Origin of the sequence: Halococcus salsus, from assembly GCF_009900715.1 — an archaeon.
Lineage (GTDB): Archaea > Halobacteriota > Halobacteria > Halobacteriales > Halococcaceae > Halococcus > Halococcus salsus.
Map to the genome: position 1 here is coordinate 38,592 of NZ_JAAAJC010000001.1, position 21,253 is coordinate 59,844.

Annotated in this window: 22 protein-coding genes; 17 read left to right on the forward strand and 5 right to left on the reverse strand. The window is 67.8% G+C overall.

Features of this window, described 5'->3' with window-relative positions:
* The first annotated feature begins 111 nt into the window (after positions 1 to 111).
* The 9 genes from ahaH (at position 112) to GT355_RS00205 (ending at position 9,045) form a co-directional block, all read left to right on the forward strand.
* A complete protein-coding gene (gene ahaH, locus GT355_RS00165) occupies positions 112 to 444 on the forward strand; it encodes an ATP synthase archaeal subunit H (protein WP_160132642.1) in 333 nt (110 codons plus the stop codon).
* Positions 431 to 2,641 (forward strand): V-type ATP synthase subunit I, encoded by a 2,211-nt coding sequence (locus GT355_RS00170; protein ID WP_192927932.1) that lies wholly within the window; start codon positions 431 to 433, stop codon positions 2,639 to 2,641. The genes ahaH and GT355_RS00170 overlap by 14 nt, the downstream gene beginning before the upstream one ends.
* Before the next feature lie 170 nt (positions 2,642 to 2,811).
* Positions 2,812 to 3,093: a hypothetical protein gene (locus GT355_RS00175; protein WP_160132643.1), complete on the forward strand. Its 282-nt coding sequence runs from the start codon at positions 2,812 to 2,814 to the stop codon at positions 3,091 to 3,093.
* 9 nt (positions 3,094 to 3,102) lie between these two features.
* Positions 3,103 to 3,684, forward strand: a complete 582-nt coding sequence (locus tag GT355_RS00180; RefSeq protein WP_160132644.1) for a V-type ATP synthase subunit E — start codon at positions 3,103 to 3,105, stop codon at positions 3,682 to 3,684.
* Positions 3,681 to 4,733: a V-type ATP synthase subunit C gene (locus GT355_RS00185; protein ID WP_160132645.1), complete on the forward strand. Its 1,053-nt coding sequence runs from the start codon at positions 3,681 to 3,683 to the stop codon at positions 4,731 to 4,733. The genes GT355_RS00180 and GT355_RS00185 overlap by 4 nt, the downstream gene beginning before the upstream one ends.
* Positions 4,734 to 4,782: 49 nt before the next feature.
* Positions 4,783 to 5,109, forward strand: a complete 327-nt coding sequence (locus GT355_RS00190; protein WP_160132646.1) for a V-type ATP synthase subunit F — start codon at positions 4,783 to 4,785, stop codon at positions 5,107 to 5,109.
* Positions 5,110 to 5,112: 3 nt separating this feature from the next.
* Positions 5,113 to 6,870: an ATP synthase subunit A gene (locus GT355_RS00195; protein ID WP_160132647.1), complete on the forward strand. Its 1,758-nt coding sequence runs from the start codon at positions 5,113 to 5,115 to the stop codon at positions 6,868 to 6,870.
* Position 6,871: 1 nt separating this feature from the next.
* A complete protein-coding gene (locus GT355_RS00200; RefSeq protein ID WP_160132648.1) occupies positions 6,872 to 8,314 on the forward strand; it encodes a V-type ATP synthase subunit B in 1,443 nt (480 codons plus the stop codon).
* A gap of 29 nt (positions 8,315 to 8,343) precedes the next feature.
* Complete coding sequence (locus GT355_RS00205) at positions 8,344 to 9,045, forward strand: V-type ATP synthase subunit D (RefSeq protein ID WP_160132649.1); 702 nt, start codon at positions 8,344 to 8,346, stop codon at positions 9,043 to 9,045.
* Positions 9,046 to 9,406: 361 nt separating this feature from the next.
* On the opposite strand, the gene GT355_RS00210 is transcribed toward GT355_RS00205, so the two are convergent.
* Positions 9,407 to 10,471, reverse strand: coding sequence for a polyprenyl synthetase family protein (locus tag GT355_RS00210; protein WP_160132650.1), 1,065 nt, complete (start codon positions 10,469 to 10,471; stop codon positions 9,407 to 9,409).
* A 116-nt stretch (positions 10,472 to 10,587) separates the two neighbouring features.
* Between GT355_RS00210 and GT355_RS00215 the strand changes: the two genes are divergently transcribed.
* From GT355_RS00215 to GT355_RS00225, 3 genes are all read left to right on the forward strand, one after another.
* Positions 10,588 to 11,247, forward strand: a complete 660-nt coding sequence (locus GT355_RS00215) for an O-methyltransferase (RefSeq protein WP_160132651.1) — start codon at positions 10,588 to 10,590, stop codon at positions 11,245 to 11,247.
* A 60-nt stretch (positions 11,248 to 11,307) separates the two neighbouring features.
* On the forward strand, positions 11,308 to 12,663 hold the full coding sequence (locus GT355_RS00220) for a M28 family peptidase (protein ID WP_160132652.1): 1,356 nt from the start codon (positions 11,308 to 11,310) through the stop codon (positions 12,661 to 12,663).
* 98 nt (positions 12,664 to 12,761) lie between these two features.
* A complete protein-coding gene (locus tag GT355_RS00225) occupies positions 12,762 to 13,208 on the forward strand; it encodes an acyl-CoA thioesterase (protein WP_160132653.1) in 447 nt (148 codons plus the stop codon).
* A gap of 27 nt (positions 13,209 to 13,235) precedes the next feature.
* Here the strand turns inward: GT355_RS00225 and GT355_RS00230 are convergent, their stop codons facing one another.
* On the reverse strand, positions 13,236 to 14,006 hold the full coding sequence (locus GT355_RS00230; protein WP_240145681.1) for a DUF7847 domain-containing protein: 771 nt from the start codon (positions 14,004 to 14,006) through the stop codon (positions 13,236 to 13,238).
* A 181-nt stretch (positions 14,007 to 14,187) separates the two neighbouring features.
* On the opposite strand from GT355_RS00230, the gene GT355_RS00235 reads away from it, so the two are divergent.
* From GT355_RS00235 to GT355_RS00250, 4 genes are read left to right on the forward strand one after another with little or no spacing between them, the layout of a single operon-like run.
* Positions 14,188 to 15,684, forward strand: coding sequence for a TraB/GumN family protein (locus GT355_RS00235; RefSeq protein ID WP_160132654.1), 1,497 nt, complete (start codon positions 14,188 to 14,190; stop codon positions 15,682 to 15,684).
* On the forward strand, positions 15,681 to 16,319 hold the full coding sequence (locus GT355_RS00240) for a zinc metalloprotease (RefSeq protein ID WP_160132655.1): 639 nt from the start codon (positions 15,681 to 15,683) through the stop codon (positions 16,317 to 16,319). The genes GT355_RS00235 and GT355_RS00240 overlap by 4 nt, the downstream gene beginning before the upstream one ends.
* Positions 16,320 to 16,367: 48 nt before the next feature.
* Positions 16,368 to 17,336 (forward strand): phosphoribosylformylglycinamidine cyclo-ligase, encoded by a 969-nt coding sequence (purM, locus tag GT355_RS00245; protein WP_160132656.1) that lies wholly within the window; start codon positions 16,368 to 16,370, stop codon positions 17,334 to 17,336.
* Positions 17,337 to 17,387: 51 nt separating this feature from the next.
* Entirely contained in the window at positions 17,388 to 17,930 is a 543-nt protein-coding gene (locus GT355_RS00250; RefSeq protein WP_120073206.1) for a CBS domain-containing protein, read from the forward strand.
* A gap of 36 nt (positions 17,931 to 17,966) precedes the next feature.
* Here GT355_RS00250 and GT355_RS00255 read toward each other — a convergent pair whose 3' ends face one another.
* Together GT355_RS00255 and GT355_RS00260 are read right to left on the reverse strand one after the other, a co-directional pair.
* Entirely contained in the window at positions 17,967 to 19,565 is a 1,599-nt protein-coding gene (locus tag GT355_RS00255; RefSeq protein ID WP_160132657.1) for a long-chain-fatty-acid--CoA ligase, read from the reverse strand.
* 436 nt (positions 19,566 to 20,001) lie between these two features.
* Positions 20,002 to 20,463, reverse strand: coding sequence for a PUA domain-containing protein (locus GT355_RS00260; protein ID WP_192927933.1), 462 nt, complete (start codon positions 20,461 to 20,463; stop codon positions 20,002 to 20,004).
* Positions 20,464 to 20,554: 91 nt separating this feature from the next.
* Here GT355_RS00260 and GT355_RS17890 point away from each other — a divergent pair, with 91 nt between their 5' ends.
* Positions 20,555 to 20,731: a hypothetical protein gene (locus tag GT355_RS17890; protein WP_192927934.1), complete on the forward strand. Its 177-nt coding sequence runs from the start codon at positions 20,555 to 20,557 to the stop codon at positions 20,729 to 20,731.
* Positions 20,732 to 20,735: 4 nt separating this feature from the next.
* Here the strand turns inward: GT355_RS17890 and GT355_RS00265 are convergent, their stop codons facing one another.
* Positions 20,736 to 21,233 (reverse strand): LabA-like NYN domain-containing protein, encoded by a 498-nt coding sequence (locus GT355_RS00265; protein WP_160132659.1) that lies wholly within the window; start codon positions 21,231 to 21,233, stop codon positions 20,736 to 20,738.
* Between the last annotated feature and the right edge of the window lie 20 nt (positions 21,234 to 21,253).

Consider the following 21,253-nt stretch of genomic DNA (forward strand, 5'->3'; position numbering starts at 1 on the left):
CCGATAACCGTCCGGTCGGATCGCCGGCACACTGCGGGTCGGTCGGGGGTTCGCTGTGCGATGGTATCCGGAACGACCAAATAGGCGGTGGGACAAGGCTCACTGAACGACATGGCCAGACCAGAGGTGCTCGACCGAATTCAGGGGGCAGAGCGCGAGGCCGAGGAGATAATCGAGGAGGCGGAAGCCGACCGCGAGGAGCGGATCGCCGAGGCCCGCGAGGAGGCCGACGAGATCCGCCAGGAAGCCGAAGCCGAGGCCGACGAACTCGAAGAGGAGCGGCTCGAAACCGCCCGCGCGGAGATCGAATCCGAGCGCGAGGCGGTCCTCGAGGAGGCCGAAGCGGAACGCGAGGAACTCGAATCCAACGCGCGCGAGAACCTCGACGACACCGCCGACTACGTCGTCGAGCGGTTCACCGAGGAGGTTCATGCTCAGACCTGAACGGATGAGCCGGGTGTCGGTCACGGGCGCGAAGCGCGTCCTCACCGACACCATCGAAACCGTCCACCGACTCGATCTCCTCCACGTCACGGGCTACGACGGCGAGTGGGAGGGCTTCGAACCCGGAAACCCGGTCGCGGGGGCCGACGAGGCCGCCGACCGTCTCGTCACCGTCCGCTCGCTCATCTCGCTTCTCGACGTCGACCAGGACCGCGAGACGACCGGTATCGACCTCGACGGGATGGGCGACCGGATCGAGACCGTCCGCACGCGGGCCAACGAACTCGACGACCGGCGCGAGGACCTCGAAGGCCAGCGCGCCGACCTCGCCGACCGGATCGACGCGCTCGAACCACTCACGGCGCTCGGGATCGACCTCGACCTGCTCTCGGGCTACGACTCGCTCGAAACCCGCGTGGGCGAGGCCGACGAGGCGGCGGTTCGCGAGGCGCTCGATAGCTCCGAGCGGATCGACCGCTACGAACTCTTCACCGAGGACCGCGCGGTCGCGGTGTTCGCTGAGCCCGCGCCAGGCGAGACGGCCGTCCTCGACGACGCGCTCACCGGCACCGAGTTCGTCGCGGTCGACGTGCCCGACGCCGAGGGCAGCCCCGAGGACCACCTCGACGACCTCGAGGGCCGCCGCAGCGCGCTCGCCGACGACGTGGAGGACGTCGAAGCCGAGATCCGCGAGGTCCGCGACGAGCACGGGGACTTCCTGCTCGCCGCCGAGGAGGAGCTCGCGATCGAGGTCCAGCGCCGCGAGGCCCCGCTCTCCTTCGCGACGACGAAGAACGCCTTCGTCGCCGAGGGCTGGGTCCCCACCGACCGGTTCGACGACCTCGAATCACGGCTCAGGGAGGCGGTCGGCGACCACGTCGTCGTCGAGGAGCTCGAACAGGCCTCCTACAACAGCGACGGGCACGTGACCGAGCGCGAACCGACCGAATCGGGTGGCGACGGTGGATCGAGCGACGAGACCGAGGCGGAAGTCGCAGCCGACGGCGGCACCGACGTCGCCATCGGCAAGCGCGACCCGCCGGTGGTGCAGGACAACCCGGGTCCGGTGAAACCCTTCGAGTTCCTCGTCAAGACGGTGAGCCGACCGAAGTACTCGGAGATCGACCCGTCGATCGTCCTCTTCCTGACCCTCCCGCTGATGTTCGGGTTCATGATCGGGGACGCCGGCTATGGGCTGGTCTACCTCACCGTGGGGACCCTGCTGTTCAAACGCTTCGAGAGCGACGGGATCCGCGCGCTCGGCGCGATCACGCTGTGGGCGGGTGGGTTCACGTTCCTGTTCGGGATACTCTACGGCGAGATATTCGGGACGGAGTTCATCAAGATGTACCTCTGGGAGGGCGCGCTCGGCCTCGAAAGCCAGCCCCTCCACAAAGGGCTGATGCCGACGTACGGGGCCTACGCGAACGCGTGGCTCCTGATCAGCGTGCTCTTCGGCCTGCTCCACATGACGGTCGGCTACCTCTTCGACTTCGCCGACAACCTCCGGACGAGCTTCAAGACCGCGATGCTCGAGAGCGGCTCGTATCTCATACTGATGCTCGGCGTCTGGGTCTGGCTCATGAGCCGCACCCTGATGGGCGTCAAACCCGAGCTGATGTTCGTGGCCCTCGACGGCCAGCCGTTCGCGCTCGGCTTCGCGGGCTTCTCGCCGACCGTCGGCTGGGCCGGCCTCGGTGTCGGCCTCGTGGTCGGGCTCGGCCTCGTGATCGTCAACGAGGTCAACCACTTCGGGGGCATCGGTATCCTCGTCGGCTTCCTCGAAGGGCTGCTTCGAGCGGCCTTCGTCAACCCCCTCTCGTACACCCGGCTCGCCGCCGAGGTGCTCGCGGAGGTCGGACTGGCGTTCGCGGTCAACCTCCTGGTCTTCGGGGCCTACGAGCACCACGGCGAGTTCCACCTCCTGTTCACCCATGGCCCGGGATACGTCCAGACCCTGGGCGGCGACGCCTCGCTGATGTTCGGTGGCCTCATTCACATGGGCATCGCCGGCGCGGCCTTCGGGATGGTGCTGCTCGTGGTCGGCCACATGCTGGTGCTCGGCGTCGGCGTCATGAGCGCCGGCCTCCAGGCCGTGCGGCTGGAGTACGTCGAGTTCTTCAACCAGTTCTACGAGGGTGGCGGCGACCAGTACGAACCGTTCGGCTACGAACGGACCCACACCCTCGAAGAGTAGGGCGGGTTCGTTTCGAGATCCAGCGGATTTCGAGAACTACTCAAACCACGTATTTGAGCCTGTTCGTTCGGTCTACGGCGAATATTTTGAGAAGTTTTATGTGGCTGGTGCGGGGACTTTAGCCCGTTCGACAATGACCGACGACACACGGAACGGGGACAACTGACGCCATGCTAGAACTCATCAGCGCGCTCGTCGATCCGGGGGTACTGCTACAACAGGGCGGCGGTGGAATGTCGACCGAAGCCGCGGCGGCGCTCGCGAGCGGTCTCGCGGCGATCGGCGTCGGCCTCGCCGGGGTCGGTACCGGGAACGCACAGCGCGGGATCGGTGCCGCGGCCGTCGGTGCGTACTCGGAAGGTTCCATCTCGCTCGGTATCGCCATCTTCCTGACGGTGATCCCTGAAACCGTGATCATCATCGGGTTCGTGGCGTTCTTCCTCGCCGGCTAAGGTGATGGAATGAGTCTCGAAACCGTCGCCGAGGACGTCAAGGAGGAAGCACGCGAACGCGCCGAACGCATCCGCGAGGAGGCCGACGAGCGCGCCGCGGAGATCGTCGAGGAGGCCGAAGCCGACGCCGAGGAGACGGTCTCCGAACGCGAGCGCGAGGTCGAGAATCGGATCGAGCGCGAGCGCGACCAGCGGCTCTCGAGCGTGAAGCTCGAAGCCAAACAGCTCCGGCTCGAAACACGGCGGGAGGTCCTCTCGGACCTCCGCACCGAGGTCGAAGACCGGGTCGCGGGTCTCTCGGGCGACGAGCGTGAGGAGCTCACGCGGGCGCTGCTTGAGGACGCCGCGACGGAGTTCGACGACGGCGCGTCGGTCGGCCTCTACGGTCGAGCCGACGACGCCGACCTACTCACCACGCTCGCCACGGAGTACGACGGCTTCGAGCACGCCGGGGAGTACGACTGTCTCGGCGGTGTGGTCGCCGAGAGCGAGGCCTCGCGGGTTCGGGTCAACAACACGTTCGATTCGGTGCTCGATTCGGTCTGGGACGACGAGCTCAAGGCCGTGAGTTCCAGGCTGTTCGACCAATGAGCACGCGCGCCACCGACTCGAACTACGAGTACGTCACCGCCCGGGTGCGCTCGCGGCGGGCGAACCTGTTCGACGAGGAGGACTACCAACAGCTGGTGCGGATGGAGCCCAGCGGGATCGCGAGGTTCATGGAGGAATCGCAGTACGAAGAGGAGATGAACGCGCTCGGGAGTCGTCACTCGGGCGTGGACCTGGTCGAGCACGCGCTCGCCCGGAACCTCGCGAAGGACTTCGAGGACCTCCTACGGTGGGCGAGCGGCCCGCTCTACGACGACATCGCGCGCTACCTCCGGAAGTTCGACGCGTGGAACATCAAGACGATCCTTCGAGGGATCTACGCCGACACCGGTCGCGAGAGCGTCGAGAACGACCTCGTTCGAACCGGCGAGTTCGACGAGGACCGTCGCGACCGGCTGCTCGAAGCCGACTCGATCGAGGGCGTCGTCGAGGGGCTCTCGGACACCGTCTTCGGGCCGCCCCTGGAGAGCGCGCTCGACGAGTACGAGTCGACCGGTACGCTGGTGCCGCTCGAGAACGCGATCGACCGGGCCTACTACGAGGAGCTGTTGGCGGTGCGGCCCGGCGAGAGCAACGCGCGGCGGCTCTACGTCAAGTTCCTCGAAGCCGAGATCGACTTCCGGAACGCCCGAAACGCGCTCCGGCTGGCGCGCTCGGGCGCGGACACCGACCCCGCGACCTACTTCATCGACGGGGGGCGACTGTTCGACGAATCGGACCTCGCCGGGATCGCGGACAACCCCGACGAGCTCGCCGCCCGACTGGCCGACAGCCGGTACGGCGACGAACTCGACGCGGCGCTCGACGCGCTCGACGACGCGGAGAGCCTGACGGGCTTCGAGCGCGCGCTCGACGCCGCGCTCGCGGAGTACGCCCACCAGCTCGCGAACTGGTACCCGCTCTCGGTCTGTCCGGTGTTCGCCTACGTGCTCGCGAAGGAGCGCGAGGTCGACAACGTTCGGGCGATCGCCCGCGGGCGGGCCGCGGGGCTCGACCCCGAGACGATCGAGGAGGACCTCGTCCTCCGATGAACCGACACGCCGAAACCGCTGGGTCGTCTAACGCGGGGGACGAACACCAATGAGCCAGGAGATCGCGGTCATCGGCACGCCCGAGTTCACCACCGGCTTTCGCCTCGCGGGCGTTCGCGAGATCGAGAACGTCGCGGAGGAGGACAAGAGGGAGGAACTCGACGACGCCGTCGAGCGGGTGTTCGCGAACGACGACGTCGGGATCGTGGTGATGGCCGACGCCGACACCGACCACCTCTCGCGCGGCGTGCGACAGGACGCCGAGACCAGCATCGAACCCACGCTGGTGACGCTCGGCGGCGACGAGGCGGGCAGCGGCGGGCTGCGCGAGCAGATCAAACGCGCCATCGGCATCGACCTGATGGACGACAGCTAAATCATGAGTCAAGCAACAGACGTACAAACGACGGACGACGGCACCATCGCCAGCGTGAGCGGTCCCGTGGTTGTCGCCACGGGCCTCGGCGCGCGGATGAACGACGTGGTCTACGTCGGCGACGAGGGGCTGATGGGCGAAGTGATCGAGATCGAAGGGGATCGCACGACGATCCAGGTCTACGAGGAGACCTCGGGGATCTCGCCGGGCCAACCCGTCGAGAACACCGGCGAACCGCTGTCGGTCGACCTCGGTCCCGGGATGCTCTATTCGATCTACGACGGCGTCCAGCGCCCGCTCGACGTGCTCGAAGACCGGATGGGCGCGTTCCTCGATCGAGGTGTGGACGCCCCCGGGATCGACCTCGACGAGGAGTGGGAGTTTACCCCCACCATCAGCGAGGGCGACGAGCTCGAAGCCGGCGACGTCGTGGGAACGGTCCCCGAGACCGAGAGCATCGAACACCGCGTGATGGTGCCGCCCGACTACGAGGGCGGCGAGGTCACGAACGTCGAGGAGGGGTCGTTCTCGGTAACCGACCCGATCGTCGAACTCGACTCGGGCGAGGAGGTCACGATGCACCAGGAGTGGCCGGTGCGCGAGACCCGCCCGACGGTCGACAAGCAGACCCCGACGACGCCGCTCGTCACGGGCCAGCGGGTCCAGGACGGTCTCTTCCCGCTCGCGAAGGGCGGGACGGCGGCGATCCCGGGGCCGTTCGGCAGCGGGAAGACGGTGACCCAGCAGAGCCTCGCGAAGTTCGCCGACGCCGACATCGTGATCTACATCGGCTGTGGCGAGCGGGGCAACGAGATGACGGAAGTGATCGACGACTTCCCGGACCTCGAGGACCCGAACACGGGGAAACCGCTGATGAGCCGAACATGTTTGATCGCGAACACCTCGAACATGCCGGTGGCGGCGCGTGAGTCCTGTGTCTACACCGGGATCACGATCGCCGAGTATTATCGGGATATGGGCTACGACGTCGCGCTGATGGCCGACTCCACCTCGCGGTGGGCGGAGGCGATGCGCGAGATCAGTTCGCGGCTCGAGGAGATGCCCGGCGAGGAGGGCTACCCCGCCTACCTCGCGGCGCGGCTCTCGGCGTTCTACGAACGCGCGGGCTACTTCGAGAACATCAACGGGACCGAAGGCTCGATCTCGGCGGTCGGTGCGGTCAGCCCGCCGGGCGGCGACTTCTCCGAGCCCGTGACCCAGAACACCCTCCGTATCGTGAAGACGTTCTGGGCGCTCGACTCCGACCTCGCCGAGCGCCGGCACTTCCCGGCGATCGACTGGAACGAGTCGTACTCGCTCTATCGGGACCAGCTGGACCCGTGGTTCGAGGAGAACGTCGCGGCCGACTGGCCGGAGACCCGTCAGTGGGTGATCAACACCCTCGACGAGGAGGCCGAACTCCAGGAGATCGTTCAGCTCGTTGGCGAGGACGCGCTGCCGGACGACCAGCGCCTCACGCTCGACGTGGCGCGCTACCTCCGGGAGGCGTTCCTCCAGCAGAACGCGCTCAACCCGACCGACGCCTACTCCTCGCCGGAGAAGACCTACCGGATGATGGAGGCGATCCAGACCTACAGCGAGGAGGCCTTCGACGCGCTCGAAGCGGGCGTCCCGGTCGAGGAGATCACGAGCATCGACGCCGCACCCCGGCTCAATCGGATCGGGACCACCGAGGAGTACGGCGAGTTCATCGAGGAGATCGAGTCCGACGTCCAGGACCAGCTCCGGGAGAAATACTAACATGAAGGAATACCGAACGATCGAGGAGATAAGCGGGCCGCTGGTGTTCGTCGAGATCGACGAGCCGGTCGGCTACGACGAGATCGTGGAGATCGAACTCCCCGACGGGGAGCGAAAGCGCGGCCAGGTGCTCGAATCCTCGGAGGACTTCGTGTCGATCCAGGTCTTCGAGGGCACCGGCAGCATCAACCGGGACGCCTCGGTGCGCTTCCTCGGCGAGACCATGACGATGCCCGTCACCGAGGACCTCCTCGGGCGGGTGCTCGACGGCTCGGGCCGACCGATCGACGACGGCCCGGAGATCGTCCCCGACAGCCGCGAGAGCATCGTCGGGTCGGCGATCAACCCCACGGCCCGAGAGTACCCCGAGGAGTTCATCCAGACGGGTGTCTCGGCGATCGACGGCATGAACACCCTCGTGCGGGGCCAGAAACTGCCGATCTTCTCGGCTTCGGGGCTGCCGCACAACGAACTCGCCCTCCAGATCGCGCGCCAGGCGACGGTGCCGGAAGAGGACGAGGCCAACGAGGACGGCGAGGGCAGCGAGTTCGCGGTGGTCTTCTGTGCGATGGGTATCACCGCCGAGGAGTCAAACGAGTTCCTCGCCGACTTCGAGCACACGGGCGCGCTCGAACGCTCGGTCGTCTTCTCGAACCTCGCGGACGACCCCGCCGTCGAACGCCAGATCACCCCGCGGCTCGCGCTGACGACCGCGGAGTACCTCGCGTTCGAGCAGGACTACCACGTGCTGGTGATCCTGACGGACATGACCAACTACTGTGAGGCGCTCCGGGAGATCGGCGCGGCGCGCGAGGAGGTCCCGGGTCGCCGGGGCTATCCCGGCTACATGTACACCGACCTGGCGCAGCTCTACGAGCGCGCGGGTCGGATCCGCGGTCGTGACGGCTCGGTGACGCAGATCCCGATCCTCACGATGCCGAGCGAGGACGAGACCCACCCGATCCCCGACCTCACGGGCTACATCACCGAGGGACAGATCATGCTCGACGGCGACCTCAACAGTCAGGGCGTCGAGCCGCCGGTGAACGTGCTACCGAGCCTCTCGCGGCTGATGGACGACGGTATCGGCGAGGGGCTGACCCGCGAGGACCACGGCGACGTCTCCGACCAGCTCTACGCAGCCTACGCGGAGGGCGAGGACCTCCGGGACCTGGTGAACATCGTGGGTCGCGAGGCGCTCTCCGAACGCGACAACCAGTACCTCGACCTCGCCGACCGGTTCGAGGCGGAGTTCGTCGACCAGGGCTACGACACCAACCGCGACGTCGAGGAGACCCTCGACATCGGTTGGGAGCTCCTCTCCGCGCTCCCGAAACAGGAGCTCAACCGGATCGACGAGGAGTACATCGAGCGCTACTACAACGAGGACGCCGACGACGCCCAGGAGAGCGAGGAGTCGAGCGGTGCCGAGGCCGAGGCTTAAGGACCTCGGTGTCATACTACTGACTAACAATGGCCAACGACGTCAAACCGACCCGCAAGGAGCTGATGGGGATCGAGGACCGCATCGACCTCTCCGAGCGGGGTCACGACACGCTCGAACAGAAGCGTGACGGCCTCATCATGGAGTTCATGGACATCCTCGACGAGGCTCAGGACGTGCGCTCGGGGATGGGCGACGACTACGAGCAGGCCCAGGCGAAGATCGACATGGCCCGGGCGGTCGAGGGCGACGTCGCGGTCCGCGGCGCGGCCGCGGCCCTCGAGGACCACCCCGAGATCACGATCCAATCGAAGAACATCATGGGCGTCGTAGTGCCCCAGATCGAGTCCTCGAAGGTCAAGAAGCCGCTCGACCAGCGGGGCTACGGCGTGCTCGGGACGAGCGCCTACATCGACGAGGCCGCCGACGCCTACGAGGACCTCATCGACTCGATCGTGCTCGCCGCCGAGGTCGAGACCGCGATGAAGAAGATGCTGAACGAGATCGAGACCACCAAACGCCGGGTCAACGCCCTCGAATTCAAGCTCCTGCCCGAACTCCGGGAGTCCCAGGAGTACATCGAGCAGAAGCTCGAAGAACAGGAACGCGAGGAGATCTTCCGGATGAAGAAGGTCAAGGACAAGAAAGAGGACCAGGAGCGCGAGGCCCGCAAGGAGTCCGAGGCCGAATCCGCCGAGCCGCCCGAAGGCGAAGTCGCGGCTACCTCATAGAGACCACCTTTTGCTGCGCTCGGCCGCGGAGCGGCCTCGCTGGCAAAATGTGGATCAAAAGCCTGCGTCACCCCCTCGCTCCGCTCGGGGATTCCTTGGCCCGCTCGCTCGTTTCACTCGCTCGCGGGACAACCACTAATCACTACCACGACCGCACAGCACCGCCGAAGCCCTCGCTCACTCCGTTCGCTCGCCCTTCATCCACCAGGACATCAGAACCGCAATCGCACCACCAGCCGCCGCACCGCCACCGGCCCGCGGCCGGTCGACGGCGGCCAGCGTCGCTGTTCCGTTCGGATCGTTTGTCAATGTCGGTAACTATCGGCGGTGCGGTCGGTTTCCGTTCGCGACGAATTCCGACTCAGGCTTCGCGTTCGACCATGAAGCGGGTGAACGCCGCGAGCTGGGTCGCGGACTCCTCGTCGAGGTCGAGCGCCGAGAGGTGGTCGCGGGCCTCGGAGGCGATATCGAGCGCACACTCGCGGGCGTAGGCCACGCTGTCGGTCTCGCGGAGGAGGTCGATGACCTCCCGGACCTCCTCGTCGGTGTTCTCGTCGGCCCAGAGGATCGCCTCCAGTCGGGCGGCGCGTTCGGGGTCGGCGTTGCGCGCGGCGTGGATCGCCATCAGGGTCTTCTTCCCCTCGCGGACGTCGTTGCCGATCCCCTTGCCGAACGCGCCGCCGTCCTCGGTCGCGGTCTCGACGTCGAGGATGTCGTCGCCGATCTGGAAGGAGATGGACATCAGCTCGGCGTAGCGCGCGGCGTGGCGCTCGGCTTCCTCGGACTGCCCGGTGAGGATGGCGGCGAGCCGCGCGACGATCCGGCCGAGACAGCCGGTCTTGCACGCACACATCTCGAGGTACTGGGCCTCGGTCATCCGGATCTCGCGTTCGTTGTGCCACTGGATGTCCATCCCCTGCCCGAGGTGGGTCCGGTTGAGCTCGTGCATCAGCATCTCGTAGAGCGCGAGCCGGGTTTCGGCGTCGAGGTCGCCGGGGTTCCGGGCGACGATCTTGAGCGGGAAGAAGTAGAGCGCGTTGCCCGCGTTGAGCGCGATGTCGGTGCCGAAGTCGTGGTGGAGCGCGGTCTCGCCCCGGCGCATCGTCGCGCCGTCCTCGACGTCGTCGACGATGATGGTTCCGTTGTGGAGGATCTCGGGGATGCAGGCGTAGGGCAGGTAGTCGTGCGGGTCCGCGCCGAACCCCTCGATCAGGAGACAGCAGACCACGGCGCGCCAGCGTTTGCCGCCGCGGTCGAGGAGGTCCCAGGTGAGGTCGGGGAGGGCGCGCTGGATCGCGGTCGAGTCGTACTCGTAGGTCGGCTCGCCGAAGAAGGAAGCGACGTACTCGGCGTCGATCTCGCGCGGGAGCAGCCGCTCGATCTCGGTGTCGATGACCGGTCGCCACGTCGCGAGCACGTCACGCATACGAATACGGGTGGGGGTGACGAGTGAAAAAGTCTCCTCTCCGTCCCCGGTCCCCCCGCGGGCTCTCGAAAACACCTCGTGCGCGGAGCTTTGTCGGTGCCCGCTCTACGGGACCCATGACGGACCCACTGCCCGAGGCGATCGGTCGCCTCTGCCGACGCGCCGCCCCCGAACCCGACGACGTGCTCGACGAGATGGAGACCACCGCCCGCGAGTCGGGCTTTCCCACCATCGGACCGGGAGCGGGCGCGTTCTATCGCCTGTGTACCCGACTGACGGCCGCCTCGTCGGTCTTCGAGTTCGGCTCCGGCTTCGGCTACTCGGCCTACTGGGTGGCCCCGGCGCTCCCGCCCGACGGCCGGGTCGTCCTCACCGAACACGACCCCGACGAACTCGACATGGCCCGCGAGTTCTTCGCACGCGGCGGCTACGACGACCGCGCGGTCTTCGAGGAGGGCGACGCGATCGAGACCGTCGAGCGGTACGATGGCCCCTTCGACCTGGTACTCGTGGACAACGAGGACGACCGCTACGTCGAGGCGTTCGAGGCGGTTCGCGAGAAGGTGGCTCCTGGCGGGATGGTGCTCGCCGACAACGTCATCGCCGCCGGCGACCAGTTCGGCCCCGACGATCTGCTGGACGCGCTCGATGGCGACGCGGCCCCGGCCACCGCCCGGCACATCGCTGACTACTACGAGCGGGTTCGGGCCGACCCCGACTTCGAGACGGCGCTCGTCCCGGTCGGCGAAGGGATCCTCGCGAGCGTGCGGCTGTAGCGGTTCGGGGACCGCCCACCGAATGGGTAGACGTTTAGTTCCGGTTGGCGACGGTCCCCTATGACGGACTGGATCGGCGAGACGTTCACCAGTCGGACGGGATGGGACCACCTCGAAACCCTGGTCGACATCGAGAACGGGAACCGAATGGCGGGTAGCGAGGGCGAGCGCCGCGCCGCCGAGGCGACCCGCGACGCGCTCGCCGAGGTCGGCGCACGAAACGCGCGCCTCGACGAGTTCGGGATTCAGGGCTGGACGCGCGGCGAGAGCGGCGTCGTCGTGGACGGGCTCGAACACGACTCGATCGCGCTCCCGCGAAGCCCGAGCGACGAGGCCACCGGCGAGTTCGTCGACCTGGGCTACGGGCTGCCCGCGGATTTCGAGAACCGTGACATCGAGGGACGGGTCGTGATGGCCGCCAGCGACGTGCCCGACCACCACGACCGGTTCATCCATCGCACCGAGAAGTACCACCGCGCGGTCGCGGGCGGCGCGGCGGCGTTCGTCTTCCGGAACCACGTCCCCGGCCAGCTTCCACCCACGGGTAGCGTGAGCGGTGCGGACGGCCCGATCGGCGAGATCCCCGCCGTCGGCGTCTCGAAGGAGGTCGGGCTCCGGCTTGGACGACGGTTCGCCGGCGAGGCGCACGCCTCGGACCGATCGAGCGGGCGAAGTCCGCGAGACGGCGAACCGGCGACGGTTCGGGTCGAGGCCGACGTTCACGACGCCACCAGTCGGAACGTCCACGCCGAACTCGGTCCGGAGACCGAGACCCGACTCCTCGTGACGAGCCACGTCGACGCCCACGACATCGCCGAGGGGGCGGGCGACAACGGTGCGGGCACGGCGATGGTGGTCGAACTCGCCCGCGCGCTCGCCGGGCGCGAGGACGAGCTCGGTTGTACCGTGGAGTTCGTGGCGTTCGGGGCCGAGGAAGTCGGTCTTCGTGGGTCGGAGTACATGGCCGAAAACGCGAATTCCGAAGCGATCAAAGCCATCCTCAACCTCGACGGGGTCGTCAACGGTCGGACGCTCTCGTTCGTTACCCACGGCTTCGACGAGCTGGGTGCGGCCGCCGAACGCGTCGGCGAGCGGTTCGACCACCCCGTCGAGGTCGTCCCGAAACAGGGTCCCCACAGCGACCACTGGCCGTTCGTCCGCTGGGGCGTGCCGGGCTACCACGTCGGGAGCGACACCGGCCCGGACCGCGGTTGGGGCCACACCGAGGCCGACACCCTCGACAAACTCGAATCCAGAACCTTCCGCGAGCAGGCGGTCCTCCTCACCGCCCTCACTGTGGACCTCGCGAGCGACGACTTCTCGGTGGCTCACAAAGAGTCCGAAGAGATCGCGGCGGCGCTCGAAGCCGAGGACGAGGCCCCGGGCATGAAGGTCACCGGCGACTGGCCGTACTGACCACGATCGATCGCCGCCGGTCGTCCCGATCGACCACGAGAATCCCTGGAGAGAGTGGCTTTCAGCAGGTTCATCCGGTCGGCTGTCGAAACCCAACCATGACCGGCCTGATGGAGACGTTCATCCAGAATCGGACGATGGTCCAACCCCACCACGCCAATAACCTCCAGACCGCCCACGGCGGGAACGTCCTCAAGTGGATGGACGAGGTCGGCGCGATGAGCGCGGCCCGCTTCGCGGGCAACTCCTGCGTGACGGCTCACATCAATCAGGTCGACTTCGAGCGCCCGATCCAGGTCGGCGACACCGCACTCATCGAGGCCTACGTCTACGAGGCGGGCCGAACCAGCGTCCACGTCCGGCTCAAGACCGACCGCGAGGACCTCCGCACCGGCGAACGCGAGACGGCCACCGAATCCTACTTCGTCTACGTCGCCATCGACGACGACCTCAAACCTACGTCCGTGCCGGAGCTCACCGTCGACACCGCAGACGGTGAACGGCTCCACGACGCCGCGGTCGCGGGCAACGGTAGCTCCGCATAAAATAGCTCAGTCGGACGCGTCACCCGTTCAGATGGCCTCCCGGCCGCTGGTCGAGGGGCTCTGCTCCTCCTCGAAACCGAGCGTTTCGTCCGCTTCCATCGCGGTGAGCTCGGTGTAGGCCGACGCGAGCACCGCGACCGAGAAGACGCTCGTGATGGCGCTGCCGACCGCCGCGATGAGCCCACCGAGGAGAGGGCCGGCCACCATGCCGATGCCGAAGACCGCCTGGACGACCACCGTCGCGAGCATCACCGCGACGCCGATCCCGAGGAGGCTGAAACGGTGGCCCTTGGTGAGCCGCCAGCTCCCGCGGAACCCATCGAGGAAGTTCCGGTCCTCGACCGCGACGAAGACGGTCCAGAACGCGAGGGTCACGAGCAGGAAGACCCCCGGGACGACCAGGAGGGCGAACCCGGCCGCCACGGCGATACCGAAGACGACCCCGCCGACGATGGCGTTGAGCACGACCCATCCCATCCGCCGGGTGAAGGCCTCACGGGGCAGCCGTTCGGTCTCGTCGCTGACGAACACCCGGATCGCCGCGATGCTCACTACCAGGCTCGCGAACGCGAGGACGAGCGAGAGCACCCCGGCTCCCACCGCCGGCAACGCGAACAGCGCGTCCGCCGCCGCGTCGGGCGAGGCGAAGCCCTGTTCCGGGACGTACCGCGCGATCCCGGCACCGAGGAGGCTGCTAATAGCCGAGAGCACGAACAGGATCCCGACCAGTAGCAGACCGTTCCGTTCTCGAGTTCTGTCGACACCGCTCCGCAGGATTTGTGTTATCTTTAATGACATAACGTGTCGCTAGAGGCGTTCTCAGAGCATAACGATTTCGTGATAGATATTATCCTTTAGATGGGGCGGGACGGTCGCGGATCCGTCGAGTGCGACGACCGGGGACGGCCGCCTCGTGGTCGGATCCGCCGCCTCGTGCTCGTCCGACAGGGGTAAGAAAGCCGGGTCCATTCACCCGCCAATGAGCGATCCTGCGGCGACCACGGACGCCGAGGGCAGCGTCCGGGTCGTCGGCACGGCCCATGTCTCGCCCGAGAGCGTCGGCGAGGTCGAGGAGACCATCCGCGAGGAGCGCCCCGACGTCGTCGCGGTCGAGCTCGACGAGGGCCGGTTTCGCCAGCTCAAGGGCGAGGAGCCCGACGACCTCGCGGCGGGCGACCTCCTTCGGGGCAACACCGTCTTCCAGTTCCTCGCCTACTGGATGCTCTCCTATGTGCAGACCCGCCTCGGCGACGAGTTCGACATCACCCCCGGTGCCGACATGCTCGCGGGCGTCGAGACCGCCGAGGAGCTCGGGCTCGGGCTCGCGCTGGTCGACCGCGACATCCAGATGACCGTCCAGCGCTTCTGGGCCCGGATGACCGCCGGCGAGAAGTTCAGCATGCTCCTCAGCCTGCCGCTGGCGTTCGCCTCGCCGATCGCGGTCGGGCTCGGTATCGGGCTCTCGCTCGGGGTGATCCTCGGGATCCCGGTCGAAGCCTTCTTCGGCCCGCTCGTCGTGCCCCCGGCGCTCGCGATCCCCGGGCTGGTGGTCTCGGTTCTCGACTACGTGCTCGTGACCATCGTGCTCGGCCTGGGACTCGCGGCGGTGCTTTCCCTCGCCTTCGTCTGGAGCCTCCCCGAGGAGGACGAGGTCGAGGAGTTCGACATCGCGGACATGACCGACACCGACGTGGTGAGCACGATGCTGGAGGAGTTCCGGGGGTTCTCGCCCGGCGGGGCCGAGGCCCTGATCGACGAGCGCGACGCGTTCATCGCCCACCGGCTCGTGGCGCTTCGCGAGGGCGGCCATCGAGTCGTCGCGGTACTCGGCGCGGGTCACATGGAGGGCGTCGAGCGGTACCTCGAAAACCCCGAGACGCTGCCCCCGATGGAGTCGCTCGTGGGTCGCGAGACCGGTCGGCGGTTCTCGGCCTACAAGGTCGTCGGCTACCTCATCACTCTGGGATTCCTCGCCTTCTTCGTCCTGCTCGCGATGGCGGGTGCGCGAAACGAGTTCCTGCTCACCCTCTTCGGCGCGTGGTTCCTGATCAACGGGGTCTTCTCGGCGACCCTCGCGCGGCTCGGCGGGGCCCACTGGACCAGCGCGCTCGTCGGCGGCGCGGTGGCGTGGCTCACGTCCGTCAACCCGCTGCTCGCACCCGGCTGGTTCGCGGGCTACGTCGAGCTCCGCTACCTCGACGTCAACGTCGGCGACGTCGGCACGCTCAACGAGATCCTGAGCGACGAGGAGACCCCGATGGGCGAGCTCTGGACCCAGCTGAAAGCGGTCGGGCTCTTTCGCCTCATCGCGGTGGTCGCACTCACCAACGTCGGCTCCATCGTGGCGAGCTTCCTGTTCGCGGCGGTCGTCCTTCCGATACTGGCCTCCGGGGTCGGGGGCGTCGGCGGCGTCGCCGACCTGATGGTCGAGGGGGCACGCAACAGCGCCGACCTGATCTGGGGGACGGTGACGTGAAGTTCCACGGCCGGGAAGTGTTCGACCTCGCGATCGCCTGGCTCGCGCTCGGCGTCGCGTTCGCGCTGTTCTTCGATTCGTTCCTCGGCATCGACCTCAGAACCGCGCTGCTCGCCGGCGACCCGAGCGCCCTGCTCTCGCCCGCCATCCTCCAGGTGTTCGGGCTGAGCATGCTCACCGCCGGCGTTGGCTTCCTGTTCCACGAACTCGCCCACAAGGTCGTCGCCCAGCGCTTCGGTCAGGTCGCGGCCTTCCGCGCCGACTACGGGATGCTCTTTCTGGCCGTCGCGAGCGCGTTCGCGGGTTTCCTGTTCGCCGCGCCCGGCGCGGTCTACCATCGGGGGCGGATCACGAAGCGCCAGAACGGGCTGATCGCGCTCGCGGGCCCCGTCACGAACCTCCTGCTCGCGGTCGGGTTCGCGGCGCTCGCGCTTGTCGCGCCCGGGTTCCTCGGCGCGGTCGGGGTCTTCGGGGTCGGGATCAACCTCCTCCTTGCGGGCTTCAACATGCTGCCGTTCGGCCCGCTCGACGGCCGAACGGTGTTCGCCTGGAGCAAGACGGTGTTCGCAATCACGTTCGTCGTGAGCGCGGGCTCGGCGGTGTTCGTGCTCCTCCGGTTCGGCTTCGGGCTCTGAACCCGTCGCATCGATGGGCTTTTGCGCGCTTCACTCCCGGGTTTCGCCATGAGCGACGACGAGGAACTCACCTACGCCGACTCGGGCGTCGACATCGAAGCCAGCGAGGCCGCGACGGCAGCCCTGATCGGTGCGGCCGGCGAGGGCGACGGCGACTACGCGGGCCTGGTCGACATCGGCGGGCAGTACCTCGCGCTCGCGACCGACGGCGTGGGCACCAAACTCCTCGTCGCCGAGGCGCTCGACGACTATTCCACCGTTGGCATCGACTGTGTCGCGATGAACGCCAACGACCTCGTGGCCGCCGGGGTCGAACCCGTGGCGTTCGTGGACTACCTCGCCGTGGACGAACCCGACGACGGGACCGCCGCCGACCTCGGGAGGGGACTGGCCGCAGGAGCCGAGCAGGCGGACGTAGCGCTCGTCGGTGGCGAGACCGCGGTGATGCCCGAGGTCATCAAGGGGCTCGACATCGCGGGGACCTGTGCGGGACTGGCGGAAGAGGACGACCTCTTCGGGGAGGCGCGGGCGGGCGACGCGCTCGTGGGCTTCCCCTCGACGGGTATCCACTCGAACGGCCTGACGCTCGCCCGGGAGGCCGCGACCCGTGCCGGCGGCTACGACGAACCGTTCCCCGACGACTCCGAGCGAACCGTCGGCGAGGTCCTGCTGGAGCCGACCCGCATTTACACCGACCTCCTCGACCCGCTCGCCGACCACGCGGCGCACGCCGCCGCCCACGTCACGGGTGGCGGCTGGACCAACCTCGCGCGGATGGGGGCGTTCCGGTACGAGATCACCGACCCGCTCCCGGTCCCGCCGGTCTTCGAGTTCGTCGCCGACACGGGGAACGTCTCGGAGGAAGAACTCTACCGGACCTTCAACATGGGGATGGGGTTCGTCGCGGCGCTCGACCCCGCCGACGCCGAGGACCTGGCCGCGGCGACCGACGGCGCGGTCGTCGGCCACGTCACCGAGGGAGCCGGAGTGGCCGTCGGTGGGCTGGAACTCGACTGAGTTCACACCGCGGGACGCAACGCTTTTGATTACCGCTGGTTATCGTCGTGTATGGAGCTCCCGACGCCGGAGGAGTTACGCGAGCGTCGTCACCGGGTCGACCTCACCCAGAGCGCGCTCGCCGAGCGCGCGGGCGTCTCCCAGCCGCTGGTCGCCCGGATCGAGGGTGGCGACGTCGACCCGCGGCTCTCGACGCTTCGGCGGGTCGTTTCGGCCCTTGACGCCGCCGAGGGGAGCATCCGGCGCGCGCGCGACCTGATGCACGAGTCGGTGGTCGCGGTCGCGCCCGACGACAGCGTCCGGGACGCCATCGACCGGATGCGCGCCGAGGGCTACTCACAGCTTCCGGTTGTCCACGACGGCTATCCGGTAGGCATAATCTCGAACGGCGACGTCCGCCAGGCCGGCATCGACGACGCCGCCTCGCTCCCGGTGGCCGACGTGATGCGCGAGTCGATCACCACGGTGGCCCCCGACGCCGCGCTCGACGCGGTCGACACCCACCTCGACCACCACGACGCCGTGATCGTCGTCGAGGGCGGCCAGTTGCTCGGGATTATCACCGAGGCCGACGTCGCCGCCCACCTCTCCTGACGGGGCTCGGTCCGACCACCAGCCGATCTTCTCCGCTCAGCCCTGCCCCACGAGGCGTTCCTCGCCCTCCCAGTACTCCTGGCGGAGCTGGTACTTTTGGACCTTCCCGGTCGCGGTCTCGGGGAGGTCGTCGACGAACTCGACGCGTTTCGGGACCTGGTACCGCGCGAGGTGCTCGCCGGCGAACTCCCTGATGGCCTCGGCGGTCGGCGACGCACCCGACTTCGCTACCACGAGCGCCGTCACTGCCTCGCCCCACTCGTCGCTCGGGGTCGGGATCACGGCGGCCTTCGCCACTTCGGGGTGGTCGTAGAGCACGTCCTCGACGCCGATCGAGGAGACGTTCTCGCCGCCCGAGATGATGATGTCCTTGCTCCGGTCCTGGATCGCGACCATGCCGTCGTCGTCGATGGTCGCGAGATCCCCTGTATGAAAGTAGCCCGGCAGTTTCGCGTTGAACGCCTCGTGGGTGGCGTCGGGTTTGTTGAGGTAGCGGTCCATCACCTGGTTCCCGCGTACGACGATCTCGCCGATGGTCGCGCCGTCCCGTGGGACGTCGGCTCCGTCGTCGTCGACGACCCGGACGTCGGTGGCGATCATCTCGGACCCCTGATTCACCTTCAGGTCGCGGCCGCGCTGGGCGAGCCGGCGCGGGGAGTGCGAGGTCGTGATCATCGGTGCGGTCTCGGTGAGGCCGTAGAGGTGGATCACGCGCCAGCCGATCTCCTCTTCGACGGTAGAGAGCGTCGCGGTGGCGGGCGCGCTCCCGGCGGTCGAGATCCGGACCTCGCGCGCGCCGGTCGTCACGGCGTCCGGGTGGTCGTCGTAGTAGGCGATGAGCCGGTTCAGGACCGTGGGCGCGCCCGAGAGGTAGGAGACGTCGTGTTCCCTGACCCGGCGAAGCGTCCCCTCGGGGTCGAAGGTGCGCTGGCAGACGTGCGTGCCGCCCATCCCGGTGATGGCGTAGGTGTGGCCCCACCCGTTACAGTGGAACATCGGCAGCGTCCAGAGGTAGGTGTCGTCGTCCGCGACCTCCATGTGCTGGTTCAACACGAGCGCGTGCCAGTGTTCGGTCCGGTGGGTTCTGACCACGCCTTTCGGGTCCCCGGTGGTTCCCGAGGTGTAGTTGATGCTCGCGTCGTCGTCCTCCGCGATCTCCGGCCGGTCGGGCGCGTCCGCCGACGCGTCCGCCAGCCAGTCCTCGTAGTCCTGCCAGTCGCCGTCGATCTCGGCGGCACGGTAGCCCACGAACCCCTCGGCGGGCACCGACTCGCGGACCGCCTCGACCTTCTCGGCGTAGTCGTAGTCGGCGATCACGACGTTCGCCTCGCAGTCGCCGAGGATATACTCGAAGTCCGAGGGCGTGAGCAGGTAGTTCATCGGGACGAAGACCGCCCCCAGCTGGTTCACCCCGTACATGGTCTCGAGGAAGTAGTGGGTGTTCGGCGCGAGCAGCGCCACCCGGTCGCCCTGGCCGACACCCATCCCCGAGAGCGCGTTCGAGACCCGGTTCACCCGTTCGGCGAACTCGGCGTAGGTGTACTCGGTGCCGTCGTGGGCGACGACGCCGACGACGTCGCTGTAGCAATCGACCGCCCGATCGAGGAAGTCCGTGGTGCGCATCTCGACGTTCATGAACTACCGGGATGATTGATCGGGTCGGGACTAAGCTCTTTGCCTCCCCACCTTTTGCTGCGGTCGCTCGCTAGCGCTCGCTCCCTGGCAAAATGTGGATCAAAAGCCTACGTCACCCCACTCGCTCCTTTCAGTCGCTCGGGGGTTCCTTGGCCCGCTCGCTCACTCCGTTCGCTCGCGGTACAATTACTGTCCTCCGCGACCGCTCCACACACCCGCAACTGTCCCCGCACCGCCAAAGCCCTCGCTCACTCCGTTCGCTCGCCCTTCATCCACCAGGAGAACACCGTTCTCCTGAGCCTCGGCTCGCGCCTTCGGCGCTCGCCGAGACACCAGGAACCGCAGCCACGACCACCGCAACCGCACTGCGGCGGCCGCACCGCGACCTCACCGCCCACCGCGACCGCACCGCACCCGCCGCACAGCGGAACCCGCCTCAGCTATCGTTTCCGTCGCGGGTCTTCACCGCGACCCCGGTCTCGAAATCCGCCATCGCCTCGGCCGAGAGTTTCGCCCGACCGACCCCGAGCAAGTCGTCGTCGGGGTCGACGATACAGACCTCGTCACCGGGTCGCACCGCGGGGTCGACGTCCTGTACGAACTTCGCGAAGGCGTTCTTGCCGTCCCGAACGAACGGGTCGCTCTCCTCGCCCACTACGACCCGCGCGGTGGGCGCGGCGAGCCCGAGGAGCCGCCGCCCGCCCGCGATCCCGAGGGTGAATCGACCGTCCGTGTTGTACGAAACCAGCCGTCGCTCGCCGTCGAACACCTGCTGCGGGCGGCCGCTCACCGACCGTCGCACTGCGAGGTCGGCATCGGGGAACAGCGCCGCCCCCGCCCCCGCACCGAACTGGTAGTCGGCGATCGTCCGGAGCCGCGCGGTCTCGTCCTCGTTCATCGGCCGAACCTCGGACGCGGCGGGCAAAAGCCCGGCCATCCGGCTCGACGGCTTCCGAAGCTGTTTATATCGCCCGCGGCCACTGGTTCCCATGGATCAACGCACACAGACCATGGCCGGCGGTGGGATGCTCCTCGTGAGTTCGATCGTCGTCCTGCTGTACGCCCTCCCCACCTTCGACTGGATCCCGGGTCTCGTCGTGGGTATCGCGGCGCTCGTGATGGCCGGCGGTACCCTGCTCCTCGGCGTCTCCGACGGCGGCGTCTAACGACCTACAGCAAAAATCGGTCGGGGCGCTCGGAGAGGTCGGTGAACGAGTCCACGGCCTCGACCATGTCCTCGGAGGTCGACTCGCCGAAGGCCATCCCCTCGACCCGGACCCCTTCGTGGCGGAGATGCGAACAGAGCCTGGAGAAATCGCCGTCGCCGGTACAGATCACGGCGGTGTCGATGTGCGGCGCGAGGGTGACGGCATCGAGGATCATCCCGACGTCCCAGTCGGCCGTCTTCGACCCGTCGGCGTGGGTCTTGAGGTCCTTGATCTTGGTCTCGAAACCGATGTCTTCGAGCGCCTCGAAGAAACTGTCCTCCTTCGGCGAGTCCGCCCGGATGACGTAGGCGATCGCCCGGGTGAGCTGGCGACCGTCGACGGCCTCCTCGAGCAGCTCGGCGTAATCGATGTTGCGCGAGTAGACGCTCTGGGTGGTGTGATAGAAGTTCTGCGCGTCGACCAACACCGCGACGCGCTGGGCCGGATGCACGTTCGACATGCCGGTAGTCGCCCGAGCGC

What these genes read in the sequence shown, in the direction of transcription:
- ahaH (WP_160132642.1), top strand. Translation starts at nt 112, where the DNA reads ATGGCCAGACCAGAGGTGCTCGACCGAATTCAGGGGGCAGAGCGCGAG.
- GT355_RS00170 (WP_192927932.1), top strand. Translation starts at nt 431, where the DNA reads ATGCTCAGACCTGAACGGATGAGCCGGGTGTCGGTCACGGGCGCGAAG.
- GT355_RS00175 (WP_160132643.1), top strand. Translation starts at nt 2,812, where the DNA reads ATGCTAGAACTCATCAGCGCGCTCGTCGATCCGGGGGTACTGCTACAA.
- GT355_RS00180 (WP_160132644.1), top strand. Translation starts at nt 3,103, where the DNA reads ATGAGTCTCGAAACCGTCGCCGAGGACGTCAAGGAGGAAGCACGCGAA.
- GT355_RS00185 (WP_160132645.1), top strand. Translation starts at nt 3,681, where the DNA reads ATGAGCACGCGCGCCACCGACTCGAACTACGAGTACGTCACCGCCCGG.
- GT355_RS00190 (WP_160132646.1), top strand. Translation starts at nt 4,783, where the DNA reads ATGAGCCAGGAGATCGCGGTCATCGGCACGCCCGAGTTCACCACCGGC.
- GT355_RS00195 (WP_160132647.1), top strand. Translation starts at nt 5,113, where the DNA reads ATGAGTCAAGCAACAGACGTACAAACGACGGACGACGGCACCATCGCC.
- GT355_RS00200 (WP_160132648.1), top strand. Translation starts at nt 6,872, where the DNA reads ATGAAGGAATACCGAACGATCGAGGAGATAAGCGGGCCGCTGGTGTTC.
- GT355_RS00205 (WP_160132649.1), top strand. Translation starts at nt 8,344, where the DNA reads ATGGCCAACGACGTCAAACCGACCCGCAAGGAGCTGATGGGGATCGAG.
- GT355_RS00210 (WP_160132650.1), bottom strand. Translation starts at nt 10,471, where the DNA reads ATGCGTGACGTGCTCGCGACGTGGCGACCGGTCATCGACACCGAGATC.
- GT355_RS00215 (WP_160132651.1), top strand. Translation starts at nt 10,588, where the DNA reads ATGACGGACCCACTGCCCGAGGCGATCGGTCGCCTCTGCCGACGCGCC.
- GT355_RS00220 (WP_160132652.1), top strand. Translation starts at nt 11,308, where the DNA reads ATGACGGACTGGATCGGCGAGACGTTCACCAGTCGGACGGGATGGGAC.
- GT355_RS00225 (WP_160132653.1), top strand. Translation starts at nt 12,762, where the DNA reads ATGACCGGCCTGATGGAGACGTTCATCCAGAATCGGACGATGGTCCAA.
- GT355_RS00230 (WP_240145681.1), bottom strand. Translation starts at nt 14,006, where the DNA reads ATGTCATTAAAGATAACACAAATCCTGCGGAGCGGTGTCGACAGAACT.
- GT355_RS00235 (WP_160132654.1), top strand. Translation starts at nt 14,188, where the DNA reads ATGAGCGATCCTGCGGCGACCACGGACGCCGAGGGCAGCGTCCGGGTC.
- purM (WP_160132656.1), top strand. Translation starts at nt 16,368, where the DNA reads ATGAGCGACGACGAGGAACTCACCTACGCCGACTCGGGCGTCGACATC.
- GT355_RS00250 (WP_120073206.1), top strand. Translation starts at nt 17,388, where the DNA reads ATGGAGCTCCCGACGCCGGAGGAGTTACGCGAGCGTCGTCACCGGGTC.
- GT355_RS00255 (WP_160132657.1), bottom strand. Translation starts at nt 19,565, where the DNA reads ATGAACGTCGAGATGCGCACCACGGACTTCCTCGATCGGGCGGTCGAT.
- GT355_RS00260 (WP_192927933.1), bottom strand. Translation starts at nt 20,463, where the DNA reads ATGAACGAGGACGAGACCGCGCGGCTCCGGACGATCGCCGACTACCAG.
- GT355_RS17890 (WP_192927934.1), top strand. Translation starts at nt 20,555, where the DNA reads ATGGATCAACGCACACAGACCATGGCCGGCGGTGGGATGCTCCTCGTG.
- GT355_RS00265 (WP_160132659.1), bottom strand. Translation starts at nt 21,233, where the DNA reads ATGTCGAACGTGCATCCGGCCCAGCGCGTCGCGGTGTTGGTCGACGCG.